The organism is Streptomyces sp. NRRL S-37, assembly GCF_000721605.1.
In the GTDB taxonomy this organism is placed as follows: domain Bacteria; phylum Actinomycetota; class Actinomycetes; order Streptomycetales; family Streptomycetaceae; genus Streptomyces.
In genome coordinates this window covers 319,808-336,825 of the sequence record NZ_JOIZ01000001.1, presented here as the reverse complement: position 1 = coordinate 336,825, position 17,018 = coordinate 319,808, and the positions used below count along the sequence as shown (strand labels likewise).

Below are 17,018 nucleotides of genomic sequence, written 5' to 3'. Positions count from 1 at the left end.
CCGCTCAGTCCCGGTTCTGTACGTGCGAAAAGCCGAAGCGGCCCTTGATGCACAGGTTGCCGTGGGTCACCGGGTTGTCGTGCGGCGAGGTGACCTTCACGATCTCATTGTCCTGCACATGGAGGGTGAGGTTGCAGCCCACACCGCAGTACGCGCACACGGTGGTCGTCCTCGACTGCCGCGACTCGTCCCAGGTACCCGCTGCCCGCATGTCGAACTCCGACTTGAACGACAGGGCTCCCGTGGGGCAGACCTCGATGCAGTTGCCGCAGTACACGCACGCCGAGTCGGTCAGCGGGGCGTCGTGCTCGACGGCGATCCGGGCGTCGAAACCACGGCCCGCGACCGAGATCGCGAAGGTGTTCTGCCACTGGTCGCCGCAGGCGTCCACGCACTTGTAGCAGAGGATGCACTTGTCGTAGTCGCGGACGTACAGGTCGTTGTCGACCCTCGGCTCCTCGTCGACGCGGGCCGCGTCCGGGCCGAAACGGTCCGGTTTCGCCTCGTACTCCTTGAGCCACTCGGCGACCCGGGGGGTCGTCGACAGGTCGACGGAGGACGCGAGGAGTTCCAGGACGACCTTGCGGCTGTGCCGGGCCCGCTCGGTGCCGGTGCGCACCTCCATGCCCGGCTCGGCCCGGCGGGAGCAGGCGGGGACCAGGGTGCGGGAGCCCTCCACCTCCACCACGCAGACCCGGCAGGCGTTCTTGGGGGTGAGGGTGTCGCCCTCGCAGAGCGTCGGGATGTCCTTTCCGGCCGCCCGGCAGGCGTCCAGGATCGTCGACCCCTCGGGCGCCCGGACCGGCTCGCCGTCCAGGGTGAACTCCAGCAGGCGGCGGGGGATCCCCAGCGGTGTCACGGTCATTCGTACGCCCCCAGACGGTCGATGGCGGATTCCACGGCGTTCCAGGCGGTCTGACCCAGACCGCAGATCGAGGCGTCCCGCATCGCCCGGCCGACCTCGCGCAGCAGGGTGATGTCGCCGGCGGCGTCGGCGCCGGCGCGGTCGACGATCCGGTGCAGCGCCTCCTCCTGGCGGACGGTGCCGACGCGGCAGGGGACGCACTGGCCGCACGACTCGTCACGGAAGAACCTGGCGATGCGCAGGAGGAGGCGGGGGAGCGGGACGGTGTCGTCGAAGGCCATGACGACTCCGGAGCCGAGGGTGGTGCCCGCCGCCCGGGTGCCTTCGAAGGTGAGGGGGATGTCCAGCTCGTCGGGGCGTACGAAGCCGCCGGCGGCTCCGCCGAGGAGGACCGCCCGGAGGTTGTCGCGGACGCCGGCGAGGCGGAGGAGTTCACCCAGGGTGGCACCGAAGGGGAGTTCGTAGACGCCGGGGCGGGCGACGCTGCCCGAGACGCAGAAGAGTTTGGGGCCGGTGGACCTCTCCGTGCCGATCGCCGCGTAGGCCTGGGCGCCCAGGGTGAGGACGGGCAGGACGTTGACCAGGGTCTCCACGTTGTTCTCCACCGTCGGCTTGCCGAACAGGCCCTTCTCCACCGGGAAGGGGGGCTTGGTGCGGGGCTCGCCGCGGTAGCCCTCGATGGAGTTGAAGAGGGCTGTCTCCTCGCCGCAGATGTACGCGCCCGCGCCGCGCCTGATCTCGATGTCGAAGGCGTGGCCCTGGCCGAGGATGTCGTCGCCGAGCAGGCCGCGGGCGCGGGCCTGGGTGATCGCGTGTTCCATGCGGGCCGTCGCCCGCGGGTATTCGCCGCGGAGATAGAGGTAGCCCTGGTGGGCGCCGGTCGCGTACGCGGCGATCGTCATCGCCTCGACCAGCGCGTACGGGTCGCCCTCCATGAGGACGCGGTCCTTGAAGGTGCCCGGCTCGGATTCGTCGGCGTTGCAGACGAGGTAGTGCGGGTGGTCCGGCTGGGAGGCCGTGGCCTGCCATTTGCGGCCGGTGGGGAAGGCGGCGCCGCCCCGGCCGAGGAGGCCGGAGTCGGTGACCTCGCGGATGACGGCGGCGGGGCCGAGGGCGAAGGCGCGGCGGAGGGCGGTGTAGCCGCCGTTCGCCCGGTAGTCGTCGAGGTCGGTGGGGTCGGTCGTGCCGATGCGGTGGAGGAGGGTGAGGGCGGGGTCGCCGGCCTGGGGGACGGCGGTGGCGGGTGGGGGTTCCAGGGGGGCGTTCTCGGGGGCGGTGGCTGCTCGGATCGCCGTGTCGGGGGTGGCGGGGGCGCATACGGCTGTGGCCCTCGGGGTTTCTTCGCCCCCGCCGCCCCTTCCCGTCCCGTTCCCGGGGGCTGTGCCCCCGGACCCCCCTTTCGGCCCTGGACGGGCCTCGTCCTCGAACTCCCCCAGAGGGGGTACCCCCGGACGGGCTGAGTTGTCCCCGGCCCGGATGACCAGGGCCGCCGGTGCCCTTTCGCACAGGCCCAGGCAAGGGCTTCGTTCGACGTGTACGCCGGATTCCGGGCCCAGACGGGATTCGACGTCGGCGCACAGGCCGGTCGCGCCCGCCGCCGTGCAGGCCAGGTCCGTGCACAGGTGCAGGACCGTCGCCGGGCGGGGGCGGACGGAGAACATCGCGTAGAAGGTGGCGACGCCGTAGGCCTCCGCCGGGGGGACCGTCAGGCGGCGGCACAGGTAGTCCAGGGCGCCCTCGCTGATCCAGCCGACCCGGTCGTTGAGGGCGTGCAGCCCCGGCAGCAGCAGGTCGCGGCGGTCACGGGCCTCGCGGCCGCCGCGGGCCCACCTCAGGTCCGCGTCGGAGCGGTCGGCGCCCTCCCAGGAGGACTCGGGCGGGCCGAGCAGGGCGTCGACGGCCGCACGTTCCTCGTCCGTCGGTTTACTGTCACCGAAGTGCAGGTCCATGGGTGCTCACCTTCTCGATCCGGATCGCCGACGCCTTGAACTCCGCCGTCCCCGCGATCGGGCAGTTCGCCTCGATCGTCAGCCGGTTGGTGTCCACCTCGTCGGGAAAGTGGAACGTCATGAACGCGAGGCCCGGCCGCAGTCCCGTGTCCACCCAGACCGGCGCCAGCACCGAGCCGCGCCGCGAGGTCACCCGCACCTCCTCGCCGACCACCACCCCGTAGCGCTCCGCGTCCTCCGGGCACAGCTCGACGTACTCGCCACGCCGCAGGGGAGACGCGAAACCGCCGCTCTGCACACCCGTGTTGTAGGAGTCGAGGCGCCGGCCCGTGGTCAGCCGGATCGGGTACTGCTCGTCGGTGAGGTCGACCGGCGGGTCGTGCCGCACGATGCCGAAGGGGGCGGGCCTGCCGCGCCCGGCCGGGTCCGGGTCCCACAGACGGCCGTGCAGGTACGTCGGTTCGAGCGCGTCCGTGCTCGGGCACGGCCACTGGATGCCCTGGTGCTCGTCCAGCCGCTCGTACGTCATCCCGTAGTGGTCGGGGGAGACCGAGCGCAGTTCGTTCCACACCGCCTCGGCGTCCGTGTACTTCCAGTCGTGGCCGAGGCGGCCGGCGAGGTCGCAGAGGATGTCGATGTCCTCACGCGCCTCGCCGGGCGGGACCACCGCCCGGCGCACCCGCTGCACCCGGCGCTCGCTGTTGGTGGTGGTGCCCTCGGTCTCCGCCCAGCCGGCCGTCGCGGGGAGGACGACGTCGGCGAGTTCGGCGGTCTTCGTCAGGAAGATGTCCTGGACCACCAGGAAGTCCAGCGACCGCAGACGGCGTACCGCCTGCTCGCTGTCCGCCTCCGACTGCGCCGGGTTCTCGCCGATGCAGTACACGGCCCGCAGGGAGCCGTCGTCCATCGCCTCGAACATCTCGGTGAGGGTCAGCCCGTAGCGCGGCTGGATGACGGAGTCCCAGGCCGACTCGAACTTCCGCCGTGTGTCCGGGTCGAGGAGATCCTGGAAGCCGGGCAGACGGTTGGGGATCGCGCCCATGTCGCCGCCGCCCTGCACGTTGTTCTGGCCGCGCAGGGGCTGAAGTCCCGAACCGTAACGCCCGACATGGCCGGTGAGCAGGGAGAGGTTGATCAACGCGCGGACGTTGTCCGTGCCGTTGTGGTGCTCGGTGATGCCCAGGGTCCAGCAGAGCTGGGCGCGCTCCGCGCGGGCGTAGGCGTGCGCCAGCTCCCGTATGGCCGCCGCCGGAACGCCCGTCACCTTCTCGGCCAGGGAGAGCGTCCATGGTTCGACGAGCGCCGCGTACTCCTCGAAACCCGTGGTGGCCCGCCGTACGAACGCCTCGTTGACCAGGCCCGCGTGGATGATCTCGCGGCCGATCGCGTGCGCCATCGCGATGTCCGTGCCGACGTTCAGCCCGAGCCAGCCCTCCGCCCACTCGGCGGTGGACGTCCGGCGCGGGTCGACCGCGTACATCCGGGCGCCGCCCCGGATGCCCTTCAGCACGTGCTGGAAGAAGATCGGGTGCGCGAAGCGGGCGTTGGAGCCCCACATCACGATGACGTCGGTGTGCTCGACCTCCTCGTACGACGACGTGCCGCCGCCCGAGCCGAACGCCGCCGACAGGCCGGCCACGGACGGGGCGTGGCAGGTGCGGTTGCAGGAGTCGACGTTGTTGGTGCCCATGACGACCCGGGCGAACTTCTGCGCCACGTAGTTCGTCTCGTTGGTCGCGCGGGAGCAGGAGAACAGGCCGAACGCGCCGCGCGCCGCCGCCAGGCCCCGCGCGGTCCGGTCCAGGGCCTCGTCCCAGCTCGCCCGGCGGAAGGGGGCGTCGCGCGAGTCCCGGACGAGGGGGTGGGTGAGACGGGTGTAGGTCTTCGGGCTTCGGTCGCGTTGCCCGCGGGCGGGTTTCCTCATGCGGCGCTCCTCAGCGCGAGCAGGTCCGACAGGGCGTGCACGGTGCGCAGGGTGGGCACCGGGACACCAGTGATCTCCGCCAGCTCGACGACGGCCGCGAGCAGGACGTCGAGTTCCAGCGGCTTGCCGCGCTCCAGGTCCTGGAGCGTGGAGGTGCGGTGGTCGCCTACCTTCTCCGCGCCCGCCAGCCGGCGTTCGATGGAGACGCCGACCTCGCAGCCGAGGGCCCCGGCGACCGCCAGCGTCTCGGCCATCATCGTCTCGATGACCTGCCGGGTGCCGCCGTGCAGGCACATCTGCCGCATGGTGGCGCGCGTCAGGGCGCTGATCGGGTTGAAGGAGATGTTGCCCAGCAGCTTCAGCCAGATGTCGCCCCGCAGGTCCGGCTCGACCGGGCACTTCAGGCCCCCGGCCCGCATCGCCTCGCTCAGCGCCAGACAGCGCGCGGAGACGCTCCGGTCGGGCTCGCCGAGGGAGAAGCGGGTGCCTTCCACATGGCGCACCACGCCGGGCTGCTGAAGTTCGGTGGCCGCGTAGACGACGCAGCCGACGGCCCGTTCGGGCGCGAGCACCGCACTGACCGCGCCGTCCGGGTCCACACTTTCCAGGCGGCGGCCGTCGTACGGTCCGCCGTGCCGGTGGAAGTACCACCAGGGGATGCCGTTCTGGGCGGCCACGACGGTCGTGGTGGCGCGCAGCAGCGGCTCGATCAGCGGCCCGCACGCCGCGTACGAGTTCGCCTTGAGACCCAGGAACACGTAGTCGGCCGGGCCGACTTCGGCCGGGTCGTCGGTGGCGTGGGGGTGTGCGGTGAAGTCACCGCGCGGGCTGCGCACCCGTACTCCGTACTGCCTCATGGCCGCCAGATGCGGTCCACGGGCGATGAGATGCACGTCGGCGCCCGCACGGTGGAGCGCGGCACCGACATAGGCGCCGATCGCCCCGGCGCCGAGGACTGCGACTTTCATGGCGAGGGTAGCTCCGTCCGGTCGAGGGACACGGGACCACGGAAACCGCCGAATCTCTGTCGACGAAATATTGTCTACAGTATGGGGGTGGCCCCAGCAAGGCTTTGTGCAGTACCAGTGGTTGTCCGCTCAACCGTCTTCTCAACAGCCCCTTCGGTCCCTACGGTGGGGGACTCATGAGTCCCCCCGTCGCACCGCCGGGCTGGAGCCGCTGGCTCGTGCCGCCCGCCGCTCTCTCCGTCCACCTCTCCATCGGCCAGGCCTACGCGTGGAGCGTGTTCAAGCCGCCGCTGGAGTCCGCGCTCGACCTCAGCGGCACCCAGAGCGCCCTGCCCTTCCAGCTCGGCATCGTCATGCTCGGCCTGTCCGCCGCGTTCGGCGGCACCCTCGTCGAACGCCGGGGCCCCCGCTGGGCGATGACCGTCGCCCTGATCTGCTTCTCCTCCGGCTTCCTGCTCTCCGCGCTGGGCGCGGCCACCGGGCAGTACTGGCTGATCGTGTTCGGCTACGGCTTCGTCGGCGGCATCGGACTCGGCATCGGCTACATCTCACCCGTCTCGACGCTCATCAAATGGTTCCCGGACCGGCCCGGCATGGCCACCGGCATCGCCATCATGGGCTTCGGCGGCGGCGCGCTGATCGCCTCCCCCTGGTCGGCGCAGATGCTCGACTCCTTCGGCACCGACAACACCGGCATCGCGTACGCCTTCCTCGTGCACGGGCTGACGTACGCCGTGTTCATGCTGCTCGGCGTGGTCCTGGTGCGGGTGCCGCGCACCGCCCGCCCGGGGGCCGGCGGACCCGCCGTGGCCACGGGGCCGCAGGTCTCGGCCCGCTCCGCCGTGCGCACCCCGCAGTTCTGGCTGCTGTGGATCGTGCTCACCATGAACGTCACCGCGGGCATCGGCATCCTGGAGAAGGCCGCCCCGATGATCACCGACTTCTTCGCGGACACCTCCACGCCGGTGTCGGCGACCGCCGCCGCGGGATTCGTCGCCCTGCTGTCGGCGGCCAACATGGCGGGCCGCATCGGCTGGTCGACCACCTCCGACCTCATCGGCCGCAAGAACATCTACCGGGTCTACCTCGGCGCCGGCGCGCTGATGTACGCGCTCATCTGGCTGCTGGGCGACTCCTCCAAGCCGCTGTTCGTGCTGTGCGCCCTGGTGATCCTCTCCTTCTACGGCGGCGGCTTCGCCACGGTCCCGGCGTATCTGAAGGACCTCTTCGGCACCTACGAGGTCGGGGCGATCCACGGCCGGCTGCTCACCGCCTGGTCCACGGCCGGTGTGCTCGGACCGCTGATCGTCAACCGGGTCGCCGACCACCAGGAGGAGGCGGGCCGGCACGGCCCCTTCCTGTACGGGCTGTCACTGGTCATCATGATCGGGCTGCTCGTCGTCGGCTTCGTCGCCAACGAGCTGGTCCGGCCCGTCCACCCCCGCCACCACGTCCCCGGTCCCGGGACCCCGAAGGAGGCCGCCGATGACCGGCGAGAGCAGCCAGAGTCCGCCTAGCAGCCCCGGCCGCCGCGGGCTCATCACCTTCTCCTGGCTGTGGGTGGGAGTGCCGCTCGCCTACGGACTGTACGAGCTCGTACGCAAGGCGGCACAACTGTTCACCGGCTGACCACGAGGCAGGGAGGGCGGCGCATCGAGGGGCTGACGGAAGCCGACAAGCCTCACCCCCGTTTCCTGTCGCTTCACCTGCCTTCGTACCCGTGAGTCACTGATCAGACTGGTGCATCCCGTAACCGAACCACCAGGGGGATCGCCCATGATCGGCTCGCGCATCGTCGCCGTCGGCCACTACCAGCCCGCCCGGGTCCTCACCAACGAGGACCTGGCGGGCATGGTCGACACCAGTGACGAGTGGATCACGAGCCGCGTGGGCATCCGCACCCGTCACATCGCCGGGCCCGACGAGCCGGTCGACGAGCTGGCCGCGCACGCCGCCGCCAAGGCACTGGCGGCGGCCGGCCGGACTCCCGCCGAGATCGACCTGGTCCTGGTCGCCACGTCCACCGCCATCGACCGCTCGCCCAACATGGCCGCCCGCGTCGCGGCCCGCCTCGGCATGCCCGGACCCGCCGTCATGGACCTCAACGTGGTCTGTGCCGGATTCACCCACGCCCTCGCCACCGCCGACCACGCCGTACGGGCCGGCGGCGCGAGCCGGGTGCTGGTCGTCGGCGCCGACAAGATGTCCGACGTGGCCGACTGGACCGACCGCACCACCTGCGTGCTGGTCGGCGACGGGGCGGGGGCCGCCGTCGTGGAGGCCTGCGCCCCGGGCGCGGAGGCGGGGATCGGCCCGGTGCTGTGGGGCTCGGTGCCCGAGATGGGCCACGCGGTGCGGATCGAGGGGACACCGCCGCGGTTCGCGCAGGAGGGGCAGAGCGTCTACCGCTGGGCCGCCACCCAGCTGCCGGTCGTCGCCCGCCAGGCCTGCGAGAAGGCGGGACTGGCGCCCGAGGACCTCGCCGGAGTCGTACTGCACCAGGCCAACCTGCGGATCATCGAACCCCTCGCCCGCCGGATCGGCGCCGTCAACGCCGTCGTCGCCCGCGATGTCACCGAGTCCGGCAACACCTCGGCCGCCAGCATCCCGCTCGCCTTCTCCAAGCTCGTCGAACAGGGCGCGGTGACGGCCGGCGACCCGGTCCTGCTCTTCGGCTTCGGCGGGAACCTGTCGTACGCGGGACAGGTCGTGCGCTGCCCCTGAGCCCGCCGCGGATGTGACGAGGCCGACTTCCCGCCCCCCTGGCATCCGTGCGCCGTAGACTGTAGACGAAAGACAATCACTACGGGCGTTGCGGTGCACCGGTGTTCGCGGCGGTGCGCGGCGCCGCCGAGGAGGGGGACCGCGATGCTGTCGACCGGACTGCCCCAGGGGGCGGTGCCCAAGCTCGAACGGCCGGGACCGCTGCGCGACCGGGTCTACGAGGCGCTGCTCGAACTCATCACCACCCGCGCCCTCCGGCCCGGCCAGCACCTCGTCGAGAGCGAACTCGCCGGCCATCTCGGCGTCTCCCGCCAGCCGGTGCGCGAGGCGCTGCAGCGGCTCAACACCGAGGGCTGGGTCGATCTGCGGCCCGCGCAGGGCGCGTTCGTGCACGAGCCCACGGAGGAGGAGGCCGACCAGCTCCTCACCGTCCGTACGCTGCTGGAGGCCGAGGCGGCCCGGCTGGCCGCGAGCAACGCCGACGCGGAGGGAGTGGCGGCCCTGGAGGAGATCCTGGCCGAGGGGCTCAAGGCCGTCGACGCCGACGACGTGGACACCGCCGTCGCCCTCAACGCCCGCTTCCACGCCAAGATCATGGAGCTGGCCGGCAACGCCGTGCTCGCCGAACTCGCCGCCCAGGTCGACCGGCGCGTGCGCTGGTACTACACGCCCGTCGCCCGGCAGCGCGGCGGACAGTCCTGGGTCGAGCACCGCGAGCTGATCGCGGCCGTCGCCGCCCATGACGAACAACTGGCCACCCGGCTCATGCGCGAACACACCGAGCACACCCGCCGCTCGTACCACGCCCGCACGACGTCCTGAGTGCGCCGTTTCGGTTGCTTTGTGGCGTCTCTTCGTGCGCCCTCACGGGCTCCTTTGTCCTGTGAGTGGAAAAAGTAGGGGGCAATTCCCGCGCGACTTCTTCCCACCTCCGGCAGGCGCTGCTACTTTCCCATCCGAAGGAACGCCACACACGTGGCCGGAATCCGGCGCGCACAGGCCGATCGAGGCGGGGAGGGGCTCGTGAGACGTATGACAGCGCGACCCGCCAACGCCCACCAGGCACGACTGCTCAGACTGCTGCGCGACGGCGGACCCAACTCCCGTGCCCAGCTGGGCGACCAGGTCGACCTCTCCCGGTCGAAACTGGCCGTGGAGGTGGACCGGCTGCTGGAGACGGATCTCGTCGTGGCCGACGGACTCGCCGCCTCGCGCGGCGGCCGGCGCTCCCACAACATCCGGCTCAACCCGCACCTGCGTTTCCTCGGCGTCGACATCGGCGCGACCTCGGTCGACGTCGCCGTCACCAACGCCGAGCTGGAGATCCTCGGGCACATCAACCAGCCCATGGACGTACGCGAGGGACCGGTCGCGGTCTTCGAGCACGTACTCGCCATGGCCGCGAAGTTGAGGGCCTCGGGGCTCGCGGAGGGGTTCGACGGCGCCGGCATCGGCGTCCCGGGCCCGGTCCGCTTCCCCGAGGGCATCCCGGTGGCTCCGCCGATCATGCCGGGCTGGGACGGCTTCCCCGTGCGGGAGGCGCTCAGCCAGGACCTCGGCTGCCCGGTCATGGTCGACAACGACGTGAACCTGATGGCGATGGGGGAGCAGCACGCGGGCGTCGCCCGCACCGTCGCCGACTTCCTCTGCGTCAAGATCGGTACCGGCATCGGCTGCGGCATCGTCGTCGGCGGTGAGGTCTACCGCGGTACGACGGGAAGCGCGGGCGACATCGGGCACATCCAGGCCGTGCCCGACGGCCGCCCGTGCGCCTGCGGCAACCGGGGCTGCCTGGAGGCCCATTTCTCCGGCGCGGCCCTCGCCCGGGACGCCATGGAGGCCGCCGAACAGCGGCTCTCCGCCGAACTCGCCGGCCGGCTGGAGGCGAACGGCACGCTCAGCGCCGTCGACGTCGCCGCCGCGGCGGCGGCCGGTGACGCCACCGCCCTCGATCTGATCCGCGAGGGCGGCAACCGCACCGGCCAGGTCATCGCCGGCCTGGTCAGCTTCTTCAACCCCGGCCTGGTGGTGATCGGCGGCGGGGTCACCGGCCTCGGCCACACCCTGCTCGCCGCGATCCGTACCCAGGTCTACCGCGGCTCGCTGCCCCTGGCCACGGGCAACCTGCCCATCGTGCTGGGGGAGCTGGGACCCACCGCCGGAGTCATCGGCGCGGCCCGGCTCATCAGCGACCACCTGTTCTCACCCGCGTAAGCAGCCTTCCCCGCTCCTTCGTCGCACCTGATCCAGGCACCACCGCACCCGCGTCACGGCACCTGCTCCAGACACCACCGCACCCGCACCCGCATCCGCGTCACGGCATCCGCTCCAGGCACCACCGCACCCACATCCGCGTCACGGCACCCGCTCCAGGCACCACCGCACCCGCGCTACGGCACCTGCTCCACAGCACCTTTCTCCGCACCGGAACGGCCCACCCGCACCAGGCACCGCCACCGCCCTACCCCGCCCTGCCCGAAAACGCCTGCCCCGCAAGGGGATCGCCCTGACACCGGCCCGTACGCCCGCCGAGGGGAATCCGCATGGCACCACAACCACCGCTGCTCAGCATGTCCGGCATCACCAAGTCGTTCCCCGGAGTCCGGGCCCTGGACGGCGTCGACCTCGACGTCCAGGCCGGCGAGGTGCACTGCCTGCTCGGCCAGAACGGCGCCGGCAAGTCCACCCTGATCAAGGTGCTGGCCGGCGCCCACCAGCCCGACACCGGAACCATCCGCTGGCGCGGCGAGGACGTCGTCCTGCGCTCGCCGATCGCCGCCATGCGCCTCGGCATCGCCACCATCTACCAGGAACTCGACCTGGTGGAACACCTGTCGGTCGCCGAGAACGTCCACCTCGGCCACGAACCCACGGCTGCCGGCTTCGTCGTACGGGGAAGGGCCGCCAGGGCGTCGACCGCCGAACTCCTCAAGCGGCTCGGCCACCCCGAGGTCGACCCGGCCCGGCTGGTCGGCGAACTCTCCGCGGCACAGCAGCAGATCGTGTCCATGGCGCGGGCGCTCTCCCACGACGTACGGCTCATCGTGATGGACGAGCCGTCCGCCGCCCTCGACCCGGACGAGGTCGACAACCTCTTCCGCATCGTCGGCGACCTCACCGCCGACGGCGTCGCCGTCGTCTACATCTCGCACCGCCTGGAGGAGATCCGGCGCATCGGCGACCGGGTGACCGTCCTCAAGGACGGCCGGGCCGTGGCCGGCGGACTGCCCGCCAAGTCGACGCCCACCCGTGAGGTCGTCGCGCTGATGACGGGACGCAACGTCGAGTACGTCTTCCCGGACCGGCCCACCGCCGCACCGCGGGACGAACCGGTGCTCACCGTCGAAGGACTGTCCCGTCGGGGAGAGTTCGCCCCGCTCGACCTCCAGGTGCGCCCCGGGGAGATCGTCGGGCTCGCCGGACTCGTCGGCTCCGGACGCTCCGAGATCCTGGAGACGATCTACGGCGCCCGCAAGCCGGACACCGGCCGGGTCCTCGTCGACGGGCGCCCGCTGAGGCCGGGCAGCGTACGGGCCGCCGTGCGCGCCGGACTCGGGCTCGCCCCCGAGGAACGCAAGGCGCAGGCCCTGCTGATGCTGGAGTCCGTCACCCGCAACGTGTCCGTCTCCTCCATGTCGCGCTTCGCGAAGGCCGGCTGGATCAACCGGGGCGCCGAACTGGGGGCGGCGCGCGCGGCGGTCCGCGAGCTGTCGCTGCGGCCCGACAACCCGGACGTACCCGTGCGCACCCTGTCCGGCGGCAACCAGCAGAAGGCCGTGCTCGCCCGCTGGCTGCTGCGAGGCTGCCGGGTGCTGCTGCTCGACGAACCCACCCGCGGCGTCGACGTCGGCGCCCGCGCCGAGCTCTACGCGGTCGTCCGCCGGCTGGCGGACGAGGGCCTCGCCGTGCTGCTGGTCTCCAGCGAGGTGCCCGAGGTGCTCGGCCTCGCCGACCGCGTCCTGGTGCTGCGCGAGGGCAGCGTCGTCCACACGGCTCCCGCCCGCGAACTCGACGAACACCGCGTACTCGACCTCGTGATGGAAGGAAGCCCGGCGTCATGACGCAGAACGTCTCCCCGCCGCGGGACAGCGCCCCCAAGGTGCCGTCGGCCGGCGAAACACCCGCCTGGCGCGCCGTGCTGTTCCGCGCCGACGTCCGCACGCTGTCGCTGTTCGGCGTGCTCGCCGTACTGATCCTCATCGGCGGCATCACCAAACCGGACCAGTTCCTGGACACCCGCAACCTCCAACTGGTCCTCACCCAGGCCTCCGTCATCGGTGTCGTCACCGTCGGCATGACCTTCGTCATCATCTCCGGCGGCATCGACCTGTCGGTCGGCGCGATCGTCGCCCTCGCCTCGGTGTGGGCGACCACCGTCGCCACCCAGGAGTTCGGCTTCGCGGGCATCCTCTTCACCGCCGTCCTCGTCGGACTGGGCTGCGGTCTGGTCAACGGGCTGCTCATCGCGTACGGCGGGGTGGTCCCGTTCATCGCCACCCTCGCCATGCTGGCCTCGGCCCGCGGCCTCGCCCTGCAGATCACCGACGGGCGCACCCAGATCGTCACCGTCGACGGCGTCCTCGACCTCGGCGAGCGCGACTCCTACATCCTCGGCATCCCGCCGCTGGTCCTGGTGTTCGCCGCGGTCACCGTCGTCGGCTGGCTGCTGCTCAACCGGACCACCTTCGGCCGCCGCTCCGTCGCCGTCGGCGGCAACGCGGAGGCCGCCCGGCTGGCCGGCATCGACGTACGGCGCCAGCGGCTCTACCTCTACCTGCTGTCCGGACTGTGCTGCGGCATCGCCGCCTTCCTGCTGATCGTGCTGGCCGGCTCCGGCCAGAACACCAACGGCAACCTCTACGAACTCGACGCCATCGCCGCCGCGATCATCGGCGGCACCCTGCTCACCGGGGGCCGCGGCACCATCGTCGGCTCCGTCCTCGGCGTCCTGATCTTCACCACGATCACCAACATCTTCGCCCTGAACAACCTGCAGACCGACGTCCAGCAGATCGCCAAGGGCGCGATCATCGTCGCCGCCGTGCTGGTCCAGCGCCGTACCCCGAGCACGACCTGAGGAAAGGGTTCACCGCCATGCCAGAGACACCTTTCGCAAGCCGCAGAGGACTGCTCTTCGGAGCGGCCGCCGTGTCCGCCGGCGTGCTCGTCACCGGCTGCACCAGCAACGAGTCCAGTGACGACGAGCCCGCCGCGAACAACCAGCCGGCCGCCGACGACAAGCCCGGCAAGCAGGTCACCATCGGCTTCGCCGGACCGCAGGCCGACCACGGCTGGCTCAACGCCATCAACGACAACGCCAAGAAGCGGGCGGAGAAGTACTCCGACGTCACCCTGGAGATCACCGAGGGCTCCAACGACACCGCCCAGCAGATCGGCCAGATCGAGACCCTCATCAACAAGAAGGTCGACGTCCTGGTGATCCTGCCCGCCGACGGCAAGGCCCTCACCCAGGTCGGGCTGAAGGCGATGCGCGCCGGCATCCCCGTCGTCAACCTCGACCGCATCTTCAACACCCCGCAGGCGTACCGCTGCTGGGTCGGCGGCGACAACTACGGCATGGGCCTGAACGCCGGTCACTACATCGGCGAGAAGCTCAAGGGCAAGCAGGGCGCCAAGGTCGTCGAACTGGCAGGACTGGACAACCTGGAGCTGACCAAGCAGCGCACCCAGGGCTTCGACGACGCGCTGAAGAACTACCCCAACATCCAGAAGGTGGCCCGCCAGGCCGCCGAGTTCACCGTCGAGTCCGGCCAGGCCAAGATGGCCCAGCTGCTCCAGGCGCAGTCGCGGATCGACGCCGTGTGGAACCACGACGACGACCAGGGCGTGGGCGCGCTGCGCGCCATCGAGCAGGCCGGGCGCGACGAGTTCCTGATGGTGGGCGGCGCGGGCGCGCTCTCCGCGTTCGAGGCCATCAAGGCCGACAGCGGGGTCCTGAAGGCCACCGTCCTGTACCCGCCGACGATGGCCGCCTCCGCGATCGACCTGGCCCGCGCCCTCGGCCAGGGCAAGGGAGTGGGCGGTCTTGCCGAGTTCGAGATCCCCTCGTCGGTGACCTGCTACTCGGCCGTCGTCGACAAGGAGAACGTGGACCAGTACATGCCCACCGGCTTCAAGTGAGGAGCCCCGCCTTACGGGCCTGACCAGCCCCCCGGGCGGGGTCCACCCCGCCCGCCACGACGACGAGGAGGACATCCGAATGGCACAGCCGCAAGCGTCCGACGGGGCGGAGACGGGGAAGCCACCGCTGCGCATCGGCATGGTCGGTTACGCCTTCATGGGCGCCGCCCACTCCCAGGGCTGGCGCACCGCGCCACGCGTCTTCGACCTGCCGCTGAGCCCCGAACTGGCCGTGATCTGCGGCCGGGACGCCGACGCCGTGCGCACGGCGGCCGACCGGCACGGCTGGGCGGAGACCGAGACGGACTGGCGTGCCCTGGTGGAACGGGACGACGTCGACCTCGTCGACATCTGCACCCCCGGCGACAGTCACGCCGAGATCGCCCTCGCCGCGCTCGCCGCGGGCAAGCACGTGCTGTGCGAAAAGCCCCTCGCCAACACCGTCGCGGAGGCCGAGGCGATGACCCGTGCCGCCGAGGAGGCGGCGGCACGCGGCCAGTTGGCGATGGTCGGCTTCAACTACCGCCGGGTCCCCGCGACCGCGCTGGCCCGGCGGATGGTGGCCGAGGGACGGATCGGGAGACTGCGGCACGTGCGGGTCGCGTACCTGCAGGACTGGCTGGTCGACCCGGAGTTCCCGCTGACCTGGCGGCTGCGCCGCGAGCAGGCCGGCTCCGGTTCGCTCGGCGACCTCGGCGCGCACATCGTCGACCTGGCGCAGTACCTGTCCGGTGAGCGGCTCGCGGGTGTCTCCGCGCTCACCGAGACGTTCGTACGGGAGCGGCCGCTGCCCACCGCGCCCAGTGCCGGCCTGGCCGCCGTCTCCGCCGCCGGCACCGGGCAGGTCACCGTCGACGACGCCGCCCTGTTCACCGGCCGGTTCACCTCCGGGGCCATCGCCTCCTTCGAGGCCACCCGGTACGCCACCGGACGCAAGAACGCCCTGCGCATCGAGCTCAACGGCGAGCGCGGGTCGCTCGCCTTCGACCTGGAACGGCTCAACGAGCTGGAGTTCCACGACGGCACCGAGCCCGCCACGCACGGCGGCTTCCGCCGCATCCTGGTCACCGAACCCGAGCACCCCTACCTCGACGCCTGGTGGCCGCCGGGCCACGGCCTCGGCTACGAGCACACCTTCGTGCACCAGGCCCGCGACCTGGTCCACGCGGTCGCCGAGGGCCGTGTGCCCGAACCCTCCTTCGCCGACGGGCTCCAGGTGCAGCGCGTCCTGGCCGCGGTGGAGGAGAGCGCCGAGAAGAACTCCGTCTACACACCGATCGCCGCCTGAGAGGACGGATACGGATGCCGCGCAATTTCACGCTGTTCACCGGCCAGTGGGCGGACCTGCCGCTGGAGGAGGTCTGCCGGCTCGCCCGTGACTTCGGCTACGACGGCCTCGAACTCGCTTGCTGGGGCGACCACTTCGAGGTGGACAAGGCGCTCGCCGACCCGGCGTACGTCGCCGGCCGCCACCAGCTCCTGGAGAAGTACGGCCTAAAGTGCTGGGCGATCTCCAACCACCTGGTGGGGCAGGCGGTGTGCGACGCCATCATCGACGAACGCCACCAGGCGATCCTGCCCGCCCGCATCTGGGGCGACGGCGAGGCCGAGGGCGTACGGCAGCGGGCCGCCGCCGAGATCAAGGACACCGCGCGCGCCGCGGCCCTCCTCGGCGTCGACACCGTCATCGGCTTCACCGGCTCCGCCATCTGGCACCTGGTCGCCATGTTCCCGCCCGCCCCCGAGTCGATGATCGAGCGCGGCTACGAGGACTTCGCCGAGCGGTGGAACCCGATCCTGGACGTCTTCGACGCCGAGGGCGTGCGGTTCGCCCACGAGGTCCACCCCAGCGAGATCGCCTACGACTACTGGACGACCGTACGCGCCCTGGAGGCGGTCGGCCGCCGGCCGGCGTTCGGCCTCAACTTCGACCCCTCCCACTTCGTGTGGCAGGACCTCGACCCGGTCGGCTTCCTGTGGGACTTCCGCGACCGGATCTACCACGTCGACTGCAAGGAGGCCCGCAGGCGCCTCGACGGCCGCAACGGCCGCCTCGGCTCCCACCTGCCCTGGGGCGACCCGCGGCGCGGCTGGGACTTCGTCTCCGCCGGCCACGGCGACGTCCCCTGGGAGGACGTCTTCCGCATGCTGCGCTCCATCGACTACCAGGGGCCCGTCTCCGTCGAGTGGGAGGACGCCGGCATGGACCGGCTCCAGGGCGCCCCGGAGGCGCTGACCCGCCTCAAGGCCTTCGACTTCGAGCCGCCCAGCGCGTCCTTCGACGCCGCGTTCAACAGTTGATCCGAGGCCCGGCCGCAAGCCGGGACAGGGACTGGGGGCGGGGACCGGAACATCCGCCGGTCCCCGGATCCGGCCTGCCCGAATCCCGCTTTGTCCTGAGTTGGGAAAAAGTTCAACCGGTCCTGGTCCAAGGGGTGTTCCGCCCG

The 17,018-nt window shown here is 71.6% G+C and carries 14 protein-coding genes; 10 read left to right on the top strand and 4 right to left on the bottom strand.

The window, feature by feature from the left end:
* Positions 1-4 precede the first annotated feature (4 nt).
* From IH50_RS0101345 to IH50_RS0101330, 4 genes are read right to left on the bottom strand one after another with little or no spacing between them, the layout of a single operon-like run.
* Entirely contained in the window at positions 5-865 is an 861-nt protein-coding gene (locus IH50_RS0101345) for a 2Fe-2S iron-sulfur cluster-binding protein (protein ID WP_030856309.1), read from the bottom strand.
* Entirely contained in the window at positions 862-2,814 is a 1,953-nt protein-coding gene (locus tag IH50_RS0101340; protein WP_030856305.1) for an NAD(P)H-dependent oxidoreductase subunit E, read from the bottom strand. The genes IH50_RS0101345 and IH50_RS0101340 overlap by 4 nt, the downstream gene beginning before the upstream one ends.
* Positions 2,795-4,738 (bottom strand): molybdopterin oxidoreductase family protein, encoded by a 1,944-nt coding sequence (locus IH50_RS0101335; protein ID WP_030856303.1) that lies wholly within the window; start codon positions 4,736-4,738, stop codon positions 2,795-2,797. Before IH50_RS0101335 ends, IH50_RS0101340 begins: the two co-directional genes overlap by 20 nt.
* Positions 4,735-5,706: a 2-dehydropantoate 2-reductase gene (locus tag IH50_RS0101330; protein ID WP_030856301.1), complete on the bottom strand. Its 972-nt coding sequence runs from the start codon at positions 5,704-5,706 to the stop codon at positions 4,735-4,737. Before IH50_RS0101330 ends, IH50_RS0101335 begins: the two co-directional genes overlap by 4 nt.
* Before the next feature lie 176 nt (positions 5,707-5,882).
* On the opposite strand from IH50_RS0101330, the gene IH50_RS0101325 reads away from it, so the two are divergent.
* From IH50_RS0101325 to IH50_RS0101280, 10 genes are all read left to right on the top strand, one after another.
* A complete protein-coding gene (locus tag IH50_RS0101325; RefSeq protein WP_030856299.1) occupies positions 5,883-7,223 on the top strand; it encodes an OFA family MFS transporter in 1,341 nt (446 codons plus the stop codon).
* Complete coding sequence (locus IH50_RS43445; protein WP_391794251.1) at positions 7,192-7,335, top strand: MFS transporter small subunit; 144 nt, start codon at positions 7,192-7,194, stop codon at positions 7,333-7,335. The genes IH50_RS0101325 and IH50_RS43445 overlap by 32 nt, the downstream gene beginning before the upstream one ends.
* A gap of 147 nt (positions 7,336-7,482) precedes the next feature.
* A complete protein-coding gene (locus IH50_RS0101315; RefSeq protein WP_030856298.1) occupies positions 7,483-8,430 on the top strand; it encodes a beta-ketoacyl-ACP synthase III in 948 nt (315 codons plus the stop codon).
* Between the two features lie 144 nt (positions 8,431-8,574).
* Positions 8,575-9,252 carry a GntR family transcriptional regulator gene (locus tag IH50_RS0101310; protein WP_030856297.1) on the top strand — a complete coding sequence of 226 codons (678 nt, stop codon included), beginning with the start codon at positions 8,575-8,577 and terminating at the stop codon, positions 9,250-9,252.
* A gap of 210 nt (positions 9,253-9,462) precedes the next feature.
* On the top strand, positions 9,463-10,644 hold the full coding sequence (locus IH50_RS0101305; protein WP_030856296.1) for an ROK family protein: 1,182 nt from the start codon (positions 9,463-9,465) through the stop codon (positions 10,642-10,644).
* 329 nt (positions 10,645-10,973) lie between these two features.
* Positions 10,974-12,491 (top strand): sugar ABC transporter ATP-binding protein, encoded by a 1,518-nt coding sequence (locus tag IH50_RS0101300; RefSeq protein WP_030856294.1) that lies wholly within the window; start codon positions 10,974-10,976, stop codon positions 12,489-12,491.
* A complete protein-coding gene (locus tag IH50_RS0101295; protein WP_030856293.1) occupies positions 12,488-13,507 on the top strand; it encodes an ABC transporter permease in 1,020 nt (339 codons plus the stop codon). Before IH50_RS0101300 ends, IH50_RS0101295 begins: the two co-directional genes overlap by 4 nt.
* Before the next feature lie 17 nt (positions 13,508-13,524).
* Positions 13,525-14,571, top strand: a complete 1,047-nt coding sequence (locus tag IH50_RS0101290) for a substrate-binding domain-containing protein (protein ID WP_030856292.1) — start codon at positions 13,525-13,527, stop codon at positions 14,569-14,571.
* A 79-nt stretch (positions 14,572-14,650) separates the two neighbouring features.
* Positions 14,651-15,859, top strand: a complete 1,209-nt coding sequence (locus IH50_RS0101285) for a Gfo/Idh/MocA family protein (RefSeq protein WP_030856291.1) — start codon at positions 14,651-14,653, stop codon at positions 15,857-15,859.
* A gap of 14 nt (positions 15,860-15,873) precedes the next feature.
* Positions 15,874-16,872 (top strand): sugar phosphate isomerase/epimerase family protein, encoded by a 999-nt coding sequence (locus IH50_RS0101280; protein ID WP_030856290.1) that lies wholly within the window; start codon positions 15,874-15,876, stop codon positions 16,870-16,872.
* Positions 16,873-17,018: the final 146 nt, after the last annotated feature.

Excerpts from the sequence above, each read along its gene's own strand:
- IH50_RS0101345 (WP_030856309.1), bottom strand. The coding sequence starts at position 865 with ATGACCGTGACACCGCTGGGGATCCCCCGCCGCCTGCTGGAGTTCACC.
- IH50_RS0101340 (WP_030856305.1), bottom strand. The coding sequence starts at position 2,814 with ATGGACCTGCACTTCGGTGACAGTAAACCGACGGACGAGGAACGTGCG.
- IH50_RS0101335 (WP_030856303.1), bottom strand. The coding sequence starts at position 4,738 with ATGAGGAAACCCGCCCGCGGGCAACGCGACCGAAGCCCGAAGACCTAC.
- IH50_RS0101330 (WP_030856301.1), bottom strand. The coding sequence starts at position 5,706 with ATGAAAGTCGCAGTCCTCGGCGCCGGGGCGATCGGCGCCTATGTCGGT.
- IH50_RS0101325 (WP_030856299.1), top strand. The coding sequence starts at position 5,883 with ATGAGTCCCCCCGTCGCACCGCCGGGCTGGAGCCGCTGGCTCGTGCCG.
- IH50_RS43445 (WP_391794251.1), top strand. The coding sequence starts at position 7,192 with ATGACCGGCGAGAGCAGCCAGAGTCCGCCTAGCAGCCCCGGCCGCCGC.
- IH50_RS0101315 (WP_030856298.1), top strand. The coding sequence starts at position 7,483 with ATGATCGGCTCGCGCATCGTCGCCGTCGGCCACTACCAGCCCGCCCGG.
- IH50_RS0101310 (WP_030856297.1), top strand. The coding sequence starts at position 8,575 with ATGCTGTCGACCGGACTGCCCCAGGGGGCGGTGCCCAAGCTCGAACGG.
- IH50_RS0101305 (WP_030856296.1), top strand. The coding sequence starts at position 9,463 with ATGACAGCGCGACCCGCCAACGCCCACCAGGCACGACTGCTCAGACTG.
- IH50_RS0101300 (WP_030856294.1), top strand. The coding sequence starts at position 10,974 with ATGGCACCACAACCACCGCTGCTCAGCATGTCCGGCATCACCAAGTCG.
- IH50_RS0101295 (WP_030856293.1), top strand. The coding sequence starts at position 12,488 with ATGACGCAGAACGTCTCCCCGCCGCGGGACAGCGCCCCCAAGGTGCCG.
- IH50_RS0101290 (WP_030856292.1), top strand. The coding sequence starts at position 13,525 with ATGCCAGAGACACCTTTCGCAAGCCGCAGAGGACTGCTCTTCGGAGCG.
- IH50_RS0101285 (WP_030856291.1), top strand. The coding sequence starts at position 14,651 with ATGGCACAGCCGCAAGCGTCCGACGGGGCGGAGACGGGGAAGCCACCG.
- IH50_RS0101280 (WP_030856290.1), top strand. The coding sequence starts at position 15,874 with ATGCCGCGCAATTTCACGCTGTTCACCGGCCAGTGGGCGGACCTGCCG.